Origin of the sequence: Treponema brennaborense DSM 12168 (assembly GCF_000212415.1) — a bacterium.
Classification (GTDB): domain Bacteria; phylum Spirochaetota; class Spirochaetia; order Treponematales; family Treponemataceae; genus Treponema_F; species Treponema_F brennaborense.
On the sequence record NC_015500.1, the window covers coordinates 2042922 to 2059230 of the forward strand.

5 protein-coding genes, 1 tRNA gene and 3 rRNA genes are annotated in these 16309 nt (G+C 52.7%); 1 reads left to right on the top strand and 8 read right to left on the bottom strand.

Annotation, left to right across the window (positions count from 1 at the left end):
* Positions 1 to 131 precede the first annotated feature (131 nt).
* The 7 genes from rrf to TREBR_RS13745 all read right to left on the bottom strand — a co-directional run bounded on the left by rrf (position 132) and on the right by TREBR_RS13745 (position 13677).
* Positions 132 to 240, bottom strand: a 5S ribosomal RNA gene (gene rrf, locus TREBR_RS08935).
* A 99-nt stretch (positions 241 to 339) separates the two neighbouring features.
* A 23S ribosomal RNA gene (locus tag TREBR_RS08940) occupies positions 340 to 3316 on the bottom strand.
* A gap of 289 nt (positions 3317 to 3605) precedes the next feature.
* Positions 3606 to 3679 (bottom strand) — tRNA-Ala (locus tag TREBR_RS08945).
* Positions 3680 to 3831: 152 nt separating this feature from the next.
* A 16S ribosomal RNA gene (locus TREBR_RS08950) occupies positions 3832 to 5374 on the bottom strand.
* Together the 16S, 23S and 5S rRNA genes with 1 tRNA gene alongside form the textbook arrangement of a ribosomal RNA operon.
* Before the next feature lie 338 nt (positions 5375 to 5712).
* On the bottom strand, positions 5713 to 6096 hold the full coding sequence (locus TREBR_RS08960; RefSeq protein ID WP_013758864.1) for a hypothetical protein: 384 nt from the start codon (positions 6094 to 6096) through the stop codon (positions 5713 to 5715).
* Between the two features lie 76 nt (positions 6097 to 6172).
* Entirely contained in the window at positions 6173 to 10756 is a 4584-nt protein-coding gene (locus tag TREBR_RS08965; RefSeq protein WP_013758865.1) for a SpoIIE family protein phosphatase, read from the bottom strand.
* Complete coding sequence (locus tag TREBR_RS13745) at positions 10756 to 13677, bottom strand: hypothetical protein (protein ID WP_156786646.1); 2922 nt, start codon at positions 13675 to 13677, stop codon at positions 10756 to 10758. Before TREBR_RS13745 ends, TREBR_RS08965 begins: the two co-directional genes overlap by 1 nt.
* 190 nt (positions 13678 to 13867) lie before the next feature.
* On the opposite strand from TREBR_RS13745, the gene TREBR_RS08975 reads away from it, so the two are divergent.
* Positions 13868 to 15178, top strand: coding sequence for a UPF0164 family protein (locus TREBR_RS08975; protein WP_041610396.1), 1311 nt, complete (start codon positions 13868 to 13870; stop codon positions 15176 to 15178).
* Here TREBR_RS08975 and TREBR_RS08980 read toward each other — a convergent pair.
* Positions 15175 to 16308, bottom strand: a complete 1134-nt coding sequence (locus TREBR_RS08980; protein WP_013758868.1) for a hypothetical protein — start codon at positions 16306 to 16308, stop codon at positions 15175 to 15177. The genes TREBR_RS08975 and TREBR_RS08980 overlap by 4 nt on opposite strands.
* Position 16309 lies beyond the last annotated feature (1 nt).

Sequence of the window (16309 nt, forward strand, 5' to 3'; positions counted from 1 at the left end):
CGCTACAACCTTACGAGTTTGGAGCCTACTCTGTCAGACTTTGAAAATCTTCTGCAAACTCGTTAGGTTTCTTTAGGTCTCTCATTTATTAAAAACCCCACACAAAAAGTGTGGGGTTTTTAATAAAAAAAGCCTGGCAGCAACCTACTTTCCCGCAATAGCAGTATCATCGGCGTAAGAGAGCTTGACTTCCGTGTTCGGGATGGGAACGGGTATTACCTCTCCACTATGGCCACCAGGCAATTAAACAGATTAAAGGAAACGATACAATATCAAGAGCCGCTGCGGTTCAGGCTATTGCGCTTCAAAGGTTTCATAAGATTATCAAGAAACGATAATATGGTCAAGCCTCACGACTTATTAGTACTGCTCGGCTGAATACATTACTATACTTATACCTGCAGCCTATCAACCAGATAGTCTGTCTGGAGTCTTCAGGAGGGTTAAACCCTCAGGGATGGTTTATCTTGAGGTGGGCTTCCCACTTAGATGCTTTCAGCGGTTATCCCTTCCGAACTTAGATACCCAGCACTTACCCTTGGCAGGATAACTGGTAAACCAGAGGTTCGTCCACTTCGGTCCTCTCGTACTAAAAGCAGCTCCTCTCAACCATCCAACGCCCACAGCAGATAGGGACCGAACTGTCTCGCGACGTTCTGAACCCAGCTCACGTACCGCTTTAATTGGCGAACAGCCAAACCCTTGGGACCTGCTCCAGCCCCAGGATGCGATGAGCCGACATCGAGGTGCCAAACCTTCCCGTCGATGTGAACTCTTGGGGAAGATCAGCCTGTTATCCCCGGAGTACCTTTTGTCCGTTAAGTGACGGCGCTTCCACTCGCTACCGCCAGATCACTAAGACCTACTTTCGTACCTGCTCGACATGTCTGTCTCGCAGTCAAGCCTCCTTGTGCCTTTACACTCGTGCGCTGATTTCCAACCAGCGTGAGGAGACCTTCGCGCACCTCCGTTACTCTTTTGGAGGCGACCGCCCCAGTCAAACCGCCTGCCTACCATTGTCCCGGCACCAGCTTCATGGCTCCGGTTAGAAATTCCATTCATAAAGGGCGGTATTTCACTTTTCGACTCTGCACAAGCTGACGCCCATGCTTCTCTGTCTCCCGCCTATTCTACACATCATAAATAGAATCCCAATAGTAAGTTACGGTGAAGGTTCACGGGGTCTTTCCGTCTAACTGTGGGTAACCGGCTTCTTTACCGGTATATAAATTTCACCGAGTCTCGCGTTGAGACAGTGCCCAGAATCGTTACACCATTCGTGCGGGTCGGAACTTACCCGACAAGGAATTTCGCTACCTTAGGACCGTTATAGTTACGGCCGCCGTTTACTGGGGCTTCGATTCACAGCTTCTACTCTCGTATTACCGCTCCTCTTAACCTTCCAGCACCGGGCAGGTGTCACCACCTATACGTCTCATTACTGATTCGCAGATGGCTGTGTTTTTGATAAACAGTCGCCTGGGCCTGCTCTGTGCCACCCCCATTCTTTTACCAATCAGGGGCCACACTTCTTCCGAAGTTACGTGTGCATTTTGCCGAGTTCCTTAACGCGAGGTCGCTCGTGCGCCTTAGATTTCTCATCCTTCCTACCTGTGTCGGTTTCCGGTACGGTCTTCAATAGCCTAGCCTTAGACAGTATTTCTCGGCACCTTGATTACACCCGCTTCACTTCGACTTTCTCTCCGCTCGCTGTCACAACTCACCTCAAAATACGGATTTACCTGTATCTCTCTTCAGCTCGTCGCTTCGACCGGAACTACCATTCTCCGGCCGGGTTTCACCTCATGCGTCCTGCCCTCGAAACTATTGAAGGTTCTGGATTTTGAACCAGATTCCCATCGACTACGACTTTCGTCCTCGCCTTAGGGGCCGACTTACCCTGGGCAGATTGCCTTTACCCAGGAATCCTTAGGTTTTCGGCGGACGGGGATCTCACCCGTCTTTGCGTTACTTATACCTGCATTCTCTCTTCCATTTCCTCCAGAACCCCTCACAGGTCTTCCTTCTTCAGTTAATGGAATGCTCCCCTACCACCAGTATCTTATGATACTGATCCAAAACTTCGGTATACCGCTTAGCCCCGTTACATTATCTGCGCACACATGCTCGACCAGTGAGCTATTACGCACTCTTTTAAGGAATGGCTGCTTCTAAGCCAACCTCCTGGCTGTCTTTGCATTTGCACTTCATTTTACACTTAGCGGTATTTCGGGACCTTAGTTGTTGGTCTGGGCTGTTTCCCTCTTGACTACGAACCTTGTCGCACGCAGTCTCACTCCCATACGTTGATTACAGGCATTCAGAGTTTGATTGGGGTTGGTAGGCAGTGACGCCCCCTAGCCCATCCAGTGCTTTACCTCCTGCAATTTTGTATGAGGCTGTCCCTAAAGGCATTTCGGGGAGAGCCAGCTATTTCCAGGTTTGTTTAGCCTTTCACTCCGAGTCACAAGTCATCCATACCTTTTTTAACAGATTATAGTTCGGTCCTCCACAAGGTTTTACCCTTGCTTCAACCTGCTCATGACTAGATCACCTTGGCTTCGGGTCTACGCCATGCAACTGTTCGCCCTTTTCAGACTCGGTTTCCCTCCGGCTCCAGCACTACTATGCCTTAACCTCGCTGCATAACGTAACTCGCAGGTTCATTCTACAAAAGGCACGCCACAACACTTTCGTGCCGTGACATCTTGTCAGTTTATGGTTTCAGGTTCTTTTTCACTCCCCTTACTGGGGTTCTTTTCGCCTTTCCCTCTCGGTACTGGTTCACTATCGGTAGCTGAGGAGTATTTAGCCTTGGATCGTGGTCGACCCAGATTCCAACAGGGTTTCTCGTGCCCCGCCGTACTCAGGTACCGCATCAAAGAGTCCTATTCATTTCGCTTACGGGGCTTTCACCCTCTTCGGCAGGCATTCCCATACCTTTCTGCTATAAATAAGTTTTATCTCAACTCTTCGGGTCATCCCCATGCGGCCCTACAACCCGTTGTACCTTGCGGTACTTACGTTTGGGCTCTTCCGATTTCGCTCGCCGCTACTTTCGGAATCTCCGGAGGATCGCTCCTCTTCTTGATTTCTTTTCCCGTGTTACTTAGATGGTTCACTTCACACAGTCTGGCTCTACTGACCTATTTTATTCAGTCACTGTAGTACAGGAATCGCTCCCTGTGGGTTACCCCATTCGGCTATCCGCGGTTTAACAGATATTTGCTCCTACCCGCGGCTTTTCGCAGCTTATCACGGCCTTCTTCGCCTCTCAGCTCCTAGGCATCCACCATAAACCTATTTTCGCTTGACCATATTATCTTTTCTTCCCTTCAATACACTCTCTCGGATACTTCCGCTCTTTTCTCGTCAAGCTTCGCTTCCGCATCCTCGCATATCAAAGGTATCTTCTTTTACCTTCATTCCGAAATTGAACTTTCATTCAATTCCTTCTTCGTTTCCCTTCCCTGTTCTTTTCAAAGATCTCTTCATTATTCTCTAGCTTCGACACCAGATTTCACTGAAAAACTTCCTGCGCTTCTTCTTGTACCGCAAAAATTACATAGCAATTTCTTCGATATAAAACCGCAAATCAGTTTTATTGGAGATAAGGGGATTCGAACCCCTGACCCTCGGCTTGCAAAGCCGATGCTCTAGCCAGCTGAGCTATATCCCCAGATCATCCTTTCATCTCCAGTTTCATTTCTGAAACTTTCGCATTATATAACAAAAAGGGAAAAGGAAAGAAAGAGTGATAAGAATCAGTGAACGGGCGGTATATACACAATACCTTTTGCAGCTTTTATACTGCTGTTACCTTTCTCTTAGAAAGGAGGTGATCCAGCCGCACCTTCCGGTACGGCTACCTTGTTACGACTTCACCCTCCTTACAAAACGTACCTTCGACAGCGTCCTCCCTTTCGGGTTAGACTACCGGCTTCGGGTACCCTCTACTCGGATGGTGTGACGGGCGGTGTGTACAAGGCCCGGGAACGTATTCACCGCGCCGTGCTGATGCGCGATTACTAGCGATTCCAACTTCATGGAGTCGAGTTTCAGACTCCAATCCGAACTACGATTGCTTTTTTGCGTTTTGCTCTACCTTGCGGATTCGCTTCGCTCTGTTTCAACCATTGTAGCACGTGTGTAGCCCTGGACATAAGGGCCATGATGACTTGACGTCATCCCCACCTTCCTCCGGTTTGTCACCGGCAGTTCCGCCAGAGTCCCCAACATTACTTGCTGGTAACTGGCAGTAGGGGTTGCGCTCGTTGCGGGACTTAACCCAACACCTCACGGCACGAGCTGACGACAGCCATGCAGCACCTGTATACCGGCGTATTGCTACGCTCTGTTGTCTCCAACACATTCCAGTATATGTCAAACCCAGGTAAGGTTCCTCGCGTACCATCGAATTAAACCACATGCTCCACCGCTTGTGCGGGCCCCCGTCAATTCCTTTGAGTTTCACCCTTGCGGGCATACTTCCCAGGCGGTACACTTATCACGTTTGCTTTGGCACCCAGTCTCTTGACCAGACACCTAGTGTACATCGTTTACTGTGCGGACTACCAGGGTATCTAATCCTGTTCGCTCCCCGCACCTTCGCACCTCAGCGTCAGTTATCTGCCTGAAACTTGCCTTCGCCATTGGTGTTCTTCCAGATATCTACAGATTTCACCCCTACACCTGGAATTCCAGTTTCACTTCAGTAACTCTAGTCTTATAGTTCTCAATGCGGTTCCGGGGTTGAGCCCCGGGATTTCACACCAAGCTTGCAAAACTGCCTACATGCCCTTTACGCCCAATAATTCCGAACAACGCTCGCAACTTACGTGTTACCGCGGCTGCTGGCACGTAATTAGCCGTTGCTTATTCAAAACCTACTGTCACCACGCTGTCATTCCCTACAACGCTTATTCTTCAGTTTCAAAAGGATTTTACAACCTTCCGGCCTTCTTCATCCACGCGGCGTCGCTCCGTCAGACTTTCGTCCATTGCGGAATATTCTTAGCTGCTGCCTCCCGTAGGAGTCTGGGCCGTATCTCAGTCCCAATGTGTCCGTTCACCCTCTAAGGCCGGATACCCATCATCGCCTTGGTGGGCTTTTACCTCACCAACTAGCTAATGGGCCGCAGGCCATTCCTTCAGCGGAGCCTTAGCTCCTTTCCTCACAGCTCTCTAACCTCTGTGCTCGTATTCGGTATTATCTACTATTTCTAATAGCTATCCCCATCTGAAGGGTATGTCACCCACGTGTTACTCACCAGTCCGCCACTCTAGGAGATATTGCTATCTCTTGCCGTTCGACTTGCATGCTTAAGACGCGCCGCCAGCGTTCGTTCTGAGCCAGGATCAAACTCTCCATGATTTATTCATTAGCTCCGAAGAGCCGATGATTTCATTTCAGTTCGATTCCTTCTTATTTTCAAGGAATCTGCCGAATATTTTCATACTCGGCGGGTTTACAGATGTTACTCTGTCTTCCGTTCTTTCTCTTTCAATACGGTTTCCCGTACCGAACGTACTGACCTTACCGGTTTTCTGCTTTTGCATTAAACCTTTGTCTTTCTTTCCCTTCCCTTTACTGTCAAATATCACCGCTTACTCCCCTTTTTTTTCAGGCTTTCAGCTTTATTCCTGCTTTCGCAAGTGCATTGAGTTTATCACAATCTACGATTGCTTGTCAATTGTTTTTAAAGTTTTTTTTTATTTTTTTCCTTTTTGCATTGCGGTGGTCGCCGTACTGCTTTCCGAAAAAGCTTCGGAATCGGAATCGGACCGGGTTCCGGCTAAAGAATCTTCCCTTTTTTCCATCTCTGCACGGAGTCGTTTTATTTCGGCAAGAATACCTGAAATTTCCGAATCATCAGCCGAAAGCGATTCAGCGGCGTTCGTCTCGAAAAATCCGTACACGTGCTCGCCGAGTGATTCATATTCGCGGTTCAATTTACCTTCGAGCTGCTTGATTTCGATACGGAGTACGCTTTTATCTCCGAAATCCTGCACCGCCTCGCCTGCTTTTGAAAACGCGTCCTTTGAAACTTCAACGCCCTTATCCAAATAATCTTTCATTTTATTAAGAAACGCCATGCTGTCACCTCCCGTTCAGAAAATTGGAAAACTGTCTGCTTTCAATATAATACAAACTGCGCCGGACGTCAGTTTTTTATTTCTTTTTCACCGCAACGAGCGTCAAATCGTCGTATTGCTCGTCTTCTTTCATGTATGTGTAATACAAATACTCGGGAGCACCGGGAAAATCGGCTTTATTAAGACAATACTGTCCGTATTGTACAAAATGTTCGTTAAGGAACGCGTCGATTTTGCGATCAACCGGCACTCGATCGAATTCCGTAACGTTCGGCGTCTTATACATGCGGAAAACTTTTTCAATCGATACGAGCGCCATGATCGCATCCTCGGCCGTTCCCTCACAGGTAGTAAAATCGAATTGCAGGATTTCACCGGGCACGGGATTGTGATATTTTACCAGATTGAAAGTCGAACGGGAAAACACCGCCTCTATTATCGCGTTTACCCGCTCCGGCGACAGTTCTTCGCCGTCCTGCCCCACGAGGTGATTTTCATGCGGCTCGTTCGGTTCCAGCCCGGCTTCGGCACACACACACGGTTTGAAATCGGGCGTACGGAACAGCCGCTTGGCCTCCTCTATACCGTCGGTGTAGAGAAAGAGCACGTCGCCGCTTTTCAGTTTCATGCTCGACACGCGGAAACCGCCTTTCATATCAACCATAAAAGTCGGGAACACCCCCGCAGCGGCGGATTCCGGCAGCGTGACGGTTTTCTTTAGGCGTTCAGTGCCGTCGTAAATATGAATCAGATTGTCGCCGGCGTTGCAGAAATGCACGTCGCCGGAAACGGAATCGAACAGACACAGCGTAAACGCCGCGAAACGCCCTTTAAATCCGCGCGATTCGATGAGATCGTTTATCTGGGATACGATCGGCGTCAAATTGGTTCCGTGCGTTTTAAACGTCCAGTCTTCAAAATAGTTGAGAAACAGCGTCGCCACTTCAACCATGATAAGCGCGGCGGGAACGCCTTTCCCGGACACGTCGCACTTGATGATCGCATAACGGCGGTCGTCCAATTTTTTATAATCGAAATAATCGCCGGAAACGCCTTTCGCACCTTCGTAATAACCGAAAAACTGCGCACCGGCGTCTTCCATTGCTCCGGTAGTCAATTTTTTTCCGGCGGAATCCGTTTCAAGCGGAATGAACATCTTTTGCACTTCTTTTCCGACCGTCAAATCTTTTGCCGCAGCGGCGGCTTTGACCAATCCGTGCGTCATATCGTTAACCGTTTCTCCGAGCAAACCGATTTCGTCTTTGGATTTGATAACGATATCTTTGCCGTTAAGCGATTCCTTATCGTCCGTATCGCGGATCATCGAAACGTGGGCAACCAGCCGCCGGATCGGTCTGATGATGACGGAGGCCAAAATAAGCGAACCGACCGCACCGATCGCAATCGCAATCAGAGAAATCAGGATTACGGTGTACATGATTGAATTTTGAGCGTTTCGGACGGACTCGACGAGCGATTCGGTTGAAATCGAAAGCAGGACAATACCGCGCACATAGTTTTGATCGGTTCCCTGCCGGTACAATACCGGTTTATAAAACACATATTCGGTGTTCGCTCGATCGATCCGCGCACTGTCGTACTGCGGCCACGATCCGCTGCCTTTCTTGGAAAAATCGTTCAGCGTCTGCGTGAGCCGTTCACCCAGCTGCGTCGTTATGGTACTGATTTCCTGCCGGCGCTCGACCGACGTCCGGTCGGTTTTTGCCGCGAGCGAGATACCTTCCGCGTTCAATTCCGCAATTCCGGCTGCCATTTCACCCACCTCGCGCTGTGCCTGCTCGTTGAGCCGGCTGCACAAGAGCGAGATTTCCGTTATGACGTCGCCCGTCAGCCGGGACGAGCCGAACGAAAGCGACTGCGTATCCAGTTTTGAAAGAATCTCCGGATCGTTGGTCGCCCACACGTAATCGAGATTCGTGTTAGCGGCGTTCGCCGGAAAACCGGTAATGGTCGCGTACCGTGCTTCAGCCATCGCCTGAGACTGACTCGGCAGGAAACTCAATTCCAAAATATTCGACTGAGGCAGATACGCCCGGACTCCGGAAGAAAGACTTTCAAGCAGCACGGAGGCCCGCTCCTCAAGTCCGGCAGCGAGCGTCTGCTCCTGATTCCGGATCATCATCACTCCCAGCGGAACGGATATGAGCAGGATGATCATCAGTACGAGAAATATGGTGAAAAATACCAGTTTTACTTTAAGACTGATCCCTTTCTGTTTAAGACGCGCGGCGGCGTGTTTTTTCTCCAGCGGCATACTATCTCCTGTTAAAAGCGCCTGAATTTCGCGGCGGATGACGAACGCATCCTGTGCTGATCGAACGATACCGCGGACGGCGGCAAAAAAGCCGATCAGGGCGAGCGCGAATACGGCCCAAATCAGAATCGAGCCGATTTGGACGGAATATCGGGCAGCAGGACCGGCCGGCTGCCACGGCGGAATGAAATCATACGTATAGTTTCCGAACTTAACGGTTCCGGTCTGCGTAACGGTAACCAGCGGTGCCGAAAAATACAAACCGCGGTCCGTATGCATCAGTCCGATCCGGTAGGTTCCGGCGTCAAGATCCGGAAGCGTGATACCGCCGATGCGGCTGTCCGAATAGACCGTAAAATCTCCGGCCGCCGCGGAAAGGACGGCGTCGTACGGAGCAGAACCGTCGCGGTCAATATATATATCCGAAACGGTTCCGTCGTACGTATAGCCGCGGCCGAGTATCGTAAGAGTTATCGTACCGAATTCGTCGGTTTTGCTGTTAGCCGCGGTAATCGTCGTATACGGAATATATTTGTTGAGCGCGAATACGGTCGATGAAGGAAGGCCGACGTTGCCGGCCGTATCGATCGCCGCGACGGAAAACGCGTACCATCCGTTTGAACGGTTGGAATACGAAGTCCGCGGGTCTTTGCCCATCAGCTGCAGCGGCGGTTTCGACGGAGCCGGCAGGGTCTCTGCCGAGGCCGACAGCGGAGCAAGATATTCGAGCGACCAGGCGTATCCGGCAATATAATCTTCCGCGGCCGGCTGCCAGTTCATCGTAAACGTGTTGGACAGCGCGAAGCCGTTTTCGTCGGCGGCAAGCGGCGTAACGACCGGCGGCTCGGGCGGAGTCGTATCCCGGACGTACCGGAGGCTTGACGGTTCGGACCAGTTGCCGGCGTAATCGAGCACGCGCGCTTTGAAAAACCAGTCGCCGTCAACGTCCGCGGTAGCGGCAAGTTCAAGCTGATCGGACAGCCGCATAAATTGCCGGGGCGGCTGCTCGTACGGACTCTGCGTCCATATCCAGGAATAACCGGCGATCCCGGACGAATCGGCGGGCAGCACGACCCGGGCGGAAACTTTTTCGGAAGCGGACCGCTGCCCTTCGGAAAAAGAGCGCGCGATGAATTTGGCCGGAGCGACTGTTCTGTCGGGCGAAAGACGCACTATTACCGGCCGTTCGCTCTTTCCGCCGGATTGCTGCCAGAATACGTGAATGCTTTGACCGTCTGCCGGAATAACGAAATTGGCGAACGAAGCGGCGGTGCCGGACGGAGACAGCGCGCTTTCTTCCCACAAAAACCCGTTTTTTTGGGCAAGATACACCGTTTCCGTACCGCGGCGGGAATCGAACCATAAAAGCGAAAGCGCTCCGCCGTAATCGAACAGGATCGGACGGTTCGCAGTCCCGCCCGTCGTCAGTTCCTCCGCCGATCCGGCGACGCAGGTACCGGCGGAATCGAGACGGCACACGAATATATGCGATTCTTCGGAAGCGTAATACGTCCGTTCCCAGGCAAGATACACGTCGCCTTCATATGCGAACACGTAGGGCCGCTGATTGTGATACGAAGTGAACGCCGAACTCCGCGCCGCAGCCGGTATCGACGCATCGCCGGTAATCAGAACCGGCGCTCCCCAAGTACGCCCGCCGTCGGCGGAAAGCGCCGAATACAGCTGATACGAAAGGCGGCTTCCGCTGTTGTATGAAACCTGAAAAACGGCGATATCTCCGGCAGGCACGGAGGCGATCATCGGCACGAACGCATTCGTAAGCTCCGCAGCCGGCGGGAAACGGGAAAATTCGCTCCAATTCTCACCGTCGGCGGAATACGCGTACAACAGTGAAAACGACTCGTTTTCACCCAGCGACGCGAATAATATGAATCCGCCGTCCGAAAGCGCGTACAGCCGGGGAGCCACGAGCGGATACGGATAGCGCGGAACGGCCGTCTGAACGAACGTGGCCCCGTAATCGCGCGAAAGATATACCCGTATCGCGTCCGAATCGGCGGACGCTGCAACCGCGATCGTTCCCGTCCGGCTGACCGCCGCGGAATATATATCCGGTATTTCCCCCGCGTACGCGAATGGACCTGCAAATCGGGACACCGTATTCCAGGAACTGCCGTCCCGCGTCGTCTGTGCGGAAAGATATATACTCCCCCGCTGCGAATCTTCGGCAACGATTTCCTGATAGAACACGGCGCAGATTGCAGGCGACGAAACGGTCTGCGGAAAACGGGTATCGGATTCCGTTATCGGAAGCGGATTTTCCCAATAAAAATCAGTCGCAGCGGCAAAAGACGCCGCCGACAGACAGAGCTGCAGCACGCAGAGAAAACGGAAAATGTACGGGCGTCCGGTTCGGGCATTCATCACAGCAGCGATTCTATCCTTTTTTGCAGCTCAAGAATTTTAAAAGAACGCTTGTTTACGGGATTTTTCAACAATTGTTCGATCAAAGCCATAGCTTCTATAGTATTACCTTTTTGCAGTTCTTGTACAGACTGCTGATACAACGCCTCGTCGGCCGCGGACAAAACGTACACGCTCTGACCTCCGATAGTCGTCTGAATACGGTCTTTCAAAAGCATCGCGTCCGTATTTTCGGGATTGAGGCCGATCGCTTCGTCAATTTTGACCAGCGCCTGCCGGAGCTTCAGTTCATCCCGTCCGGCAGCGTCAACGAGCGCGGAGACTTCTTTCGTCAGCGACGCGGAACGGCTGAGCGCCGTCGTGTCGACCGGCTTGCGCCTGATACCGATTTCAATTTCGACATCGTACAGCAATTGCTTTAATCCCGGATACGACGGATTGATTTCATACAAGTCGACCAGATCGGTATACGCGCTCTGCCGCTTATCCGGATCTTTATAATCGTTTTTGGCAGCGGCAATTTTATTCTCGAATAATGAAGCAAAATCGGACGGATTTACAAGCTGATCGATACGCAGCGTCAAGAGGCTCGCTTCCTGATTCAGCGGGTAAACCAACTGCAATTCCCGCAGTTTCGTTTTAGCCTGATTGAGAATCAGTTCCGCATCCGAACGTTTTCCGTCTGCAATCAATTGTTTTCCCTGTACATAATATTGGTTCGCAATATTGAGAATTTGGCTCATTTCCGGATACAACGGAGCCGTCGGCGGAATGACGCGTCCGGTTTTCATGGATAAAGCGGTTCCGACGAGCGACAGCAGATTGGTAATTTCAAGGTCTTCTTCGACATTCGTCGTACTCCAGCGCGTCCGGGCCCGTATGAGCAGCGACTCCGCCGTTTCAAAATTACCGTTATAATACGCCGTTTTAGCCTGTGTCTTGAGGGAACGGACTTCACGAACGACGACTTCGTTTTCAGCCCGGTTGATGGAAGCGTCGAGTTCCGAAAGGATCCGGTCGCTGCGTTCGCGCAGGAAACTCGATTCCTGATAGGAAAGCGATTCGCTGTATTTCGCGCGCGCACGCTGCAGGTTCGTACGGGCGGTGTCGAAATTCGCCGCGTTCATCGCCTGTACGGCCTGATTATAACGCAGATCGGCTTCGTTCTGCGCTCGGGCGGCGAGCACGGCGCGCTCCTGTGCCGCAGTAATCAGCGCCGCCGTGTCTGCCGCGATACGGTCGAGCGCGGCAAGAGACGAATCGATACGGGAAAGACTTTCTTCCGCAGCCGCCGCCGGCGCCGCCACCAGTTCCGGCGCCACTGCCGCGACGCGCGCGCGGTCCTGCGGAAGCTGCGCCAGCAGCTGCCGGCCCGCCTCAGCGGATTCCGCCGGGTACACGTATCCGTTTGCATCCGACGTTCCCTGCAGCAGTGCTTCCGCACCGGCGTACTGCGATTCATAGTCGGCGGCGATTCCGTCCGCGCCGGCCGCATAAAAACGGGCGAGCTTCAGCCACATGGACGATTTCAGCGAATCGGCGTACAAAGCGGATTCGCTCACCAGCCGCTGCAAAAGCGCGACGGTCGTTTCTTCCGCTTCGGCGTACTGCGCGGCGCGCCGGGCGATTTCGGCAACCCGTTCCCCGGCGGTTCCGGCCGCATCGATAAAAGCGAGCAGCGCATTCTGAAACAAGCGGGAATCGGAACGGAGCGCGGCAGCCGGATCGATCGTTTCGGCCGTTTCATCGACCGAACGCGCCGTCTGAACGAGCTGCCGCACCGTATCGAGGCACTCGGTTCCGTCCGACGCAACTTCCGCCGTACGCCGCATCCGATCGGGAAAAACCGCGTCCATAGCCGGAGAAGACAATCCGTCTGCCGTCTCAAAAAGTCCGTATAAACCGTGCAGCGCGACTCCCAACTCCGCAAAACCGGACGCCGAATCGAACGAACTGCGTGCGTCGCCGTGCTGTGCCGGATACGCAAACAGCGAATCCGACGCAAGCTGCGTATCCGCGGAAACGGAAAAAGACCGCACCTGCGCTGCAGCCGCATTTTCCAGCTCGGCCATGAGCCGGGAACAGTGCGTATCGAGCACGCCCACGAGCCCGGAACGGGTATCGCCGCTTCGCCCGAGCGTAAAACGGTACGCGAACGCCGGAAACGACGCTTCGGTCAAATCGGGATATTCGGAACTCATGCGGGCGAACGTATTTTTAAACAGCTGGCCCGACTGAAAAAGCACGTTCCGGACGGAAGCGAATTCGGCCATCACGGAACTGAAAAGCGCAAAACGTTCCCGTGCGTACGCAAGATTGCCCGCCGAAAGTGCGTCCGCAAACGCCTGATACGCTTCGTTCAGCCGCGTCTGCATATTTTCATACTCAAGAACCGCGCCGTCGATATCCGCGAGCGCCTGTACGATGGGCTGCGTGATCGAATCGGGATAATCCTGCTCGAAAAAATCTTCCCGGTACAGTTCGAGTCCCGCGTAAAACTCGTTTACCGCCGGAACGAATCGGTTTTCATCGACGAAGCGGGCGCCGTTTTCCATGCGTTCGGCATATTTTGCACGGAAAAACGTAAATTGGGCGGCAACTTTCGTCTCTTTTATGAAGTTCGTATTCGCCGTCGTAGGATTTTTTTCCATCGATTCGAGTTCCGCAATCATTTGCAGTTTTTTTTCATCGTTCGCCGGTTCGTCGAGGAGAACGTCTATCAGCCGGTCGGCCAATTCGGAATACAGAGAACGCGCGTCCATGATCCGGCTGATCCGTTTCTGAGCACCGTCGAAATTTTCGGGATGCTGCCGGATATATTCGTTGAGCCGGATAAGCGCTTCGTTATAATTGCGCTGCTCGATAAGCGTATCGATCTGCCGGAAATCGGCGTCTTGTTTTCCGGCGGCGGCCAACGGCAAAAGAGAAACAATACAACTGAATAAAAGGATCAACGTTTTTTTTATGGTAAACCACCCGAAAAGTTCTTTCAATATAACACAAATATCCTATATTGAAATCTCTTTTCTCTCATATTTTCGGAGTTTCTGCGCATAAATATAGAGAAAATATATTAAAAATACGATATACTATAAAGGGTATATACGGAAAATGAAAAAACGATTACGTCCGTTACATCATATGTTCCTCTTCGTACTGCTGCACGTATGCGGTTCCGTGCTTCCCGCGCTCGAGTACACCAATATTCAGGCGGCGCTGGCAGACGCGTTCGGGTCGCTCGTCGATCCGAACGAAGGTCTTACCGGCTTCCGGTCGCTGAACGTTCCTTCCGGCGGCCGCGCAGAATCGCTGGGAACGGCGTTCACCGGCATAGCCGACGATATCGGCTTTTTTGAATACAATCCCGCCGCCAGCTCCGTACTGGAAAACACCGAAGTCGCCGTTTTTCACAACGCTTGGATCGCCGATTCGGCGCTCGAAACGATTTCCTGGACGACGCGGAAAAACAATTTCGGCGGCGGCGCGTCGCTGCGCTGCTTTTATCTGCCGTTCACCGAATACAATATCTTCGGCGAACGCGTGGCAGGCGGCTATTACAGCGAGACGGCGCTCACGCTGAACATGTCGTATAATTTTCTCGCCGGTTACTATTTCAAAGGGCTTTCTCTGGGATATAATCTGAAAACCGCTTTCAGGAGTATGCCCGATTACGCCGATAACGACACGAACGAAATCATCGCCGGATCGGGGCTTGCCCAATCGGCGGTTGCGGTTATGGCGGACGCGGGATTGCTGCTCAGATTCAACGCCGCCAAACGGTACGCGTCGCGGGAACCGAACCTTAAAATCGGCCTGACGGTCTCGAACCTCGGAGCGGCGTTCACCGGCTTCGGGTCTGACGGCGGCGTAACGCTCGACGACCCGCTTCCGACGCGGATCGCGCTCGGCGTTTCCTATCGGATAATACGGCCGGTGCTCGTTTCGCTCGAATTCAGGCAGCCGGTCAATCTCCAAAACGTTTCCGAATCGGGCAGTTGGTCGGCCGCCGCCGGAACCGAAATACGGATAACGGATTTCTTTGCGTTCCAGGCGGGTTTTCTGCTGCAAGGCGGAAATCCCCGGTTCAGTATCGGAAGCGAATTCGCCGTAAGCTCCTGCATTCTCAATGTAAATTACACGCTCGACCTGACTTCTTCGCTGAATCCGCTGAACAGGATCAGTCTTTCGGCAAAAATGAAATTGGGAGACGGCGGGAGAGCCGAAAAACAGGCGCGCATAGACGAATTTTACAACGAAGGGCTGCGTTCTTACGCGCAGGGCGAACTTGAAGAAGCAATCGCGGCGTGGCGGGAATGTCTCGCGCTCGACCCGCGCTTCGATCCGGCAAAAAACGCGATTTCCGCCGCACAGGAGTCGCTGCGGCTCATTTTGCGAATCAGGGAAATTCAGACGCTCGACTAGAAAACGAACGCCGCGGTAATACGGAATACGGACAGCGGATTGTCGCCGATATACCGCCCCGCCTCGAACGTCTGCCAGGAGCAGCCCAGCGAACAGCCGAACGCGCGGACTTCCGCGCTCCAGCACGGATAGCCGCCGGTAAGTCCGCCGCGCAGAAAAACCGTTCCGTTTACGTCGATTTCCGCTCCGAGCCGTACGCTTTTCCAGATAGAAGCGTTTCCCGCGGCGACGTCGTTAAAACCGTTCAATTCCGCGCTCACCGTCGCCGTCCACCGCCACAAAAGTGTGAACGGAAAAACGAACGCCGCGCCGGTCTGCACCGAAAGCGCGTTCCGAAGCGGAGCGATATCGTTATTCGGAATGAAAAAGTCACCGCATATATTTTTGAACGCGGCGGAAAAACGCAGTTCGGCCTGCCGGTACGGAACGTCGAACACCGTCGCGATCAGCCCCGCATCCACCGGCATACCGATATACGGATACGCGAACGACCGGTTCAGCAGATCCCGAAACGAAACGGTTCCGGCAATCATCGCGTCCACGTCGCTTCCGTTCAGCGCGCGGTAAAAAACGACGCCGGGCTGGACGGCAAGTCCCGCGTCGATTTTAATCGAATGGGCGTCGTACAGCGTACGGGCGTATCCGGCAGGAACACCGGCATACAGTTGAAAATATCCTTCCGTTCCGAGCGGAAACGGACTTCCGGCAAAAAAAGCGGAAAACGACGAAACCAATCCCGCACCCCAATTTGCGCCGGTACGCGCGGCGGCAAAAACGGCGCTCAGCCCCGCACCGGAGGATGAAATCAAATCCTTCGCGTTCAAAAGGATCGTGCCCGTTTTATTTGCGGAGTCCGCAATATCATTTAAAATCGGAAACAGGTACTCCGGACGGAAATACGTATCGCCTGAGACGCGGATTTCCCACATCGGCTTCGCGGCGGAACCGGCCGCCAAACCGGCGGGGTTATACAGCAGTGATTCCAAACCGTGCGGAACCGACGTTACGGCGCCGGCCATACCCGCAGCCCTGATCGTGTGAACGGCGCTGCTTCTGCTTACGGACAGCTGCTGGGCGACAGCAAGCGCACTGCATAAAAAAAGAATCGATACCGCGGCAGTCGTTTTCATC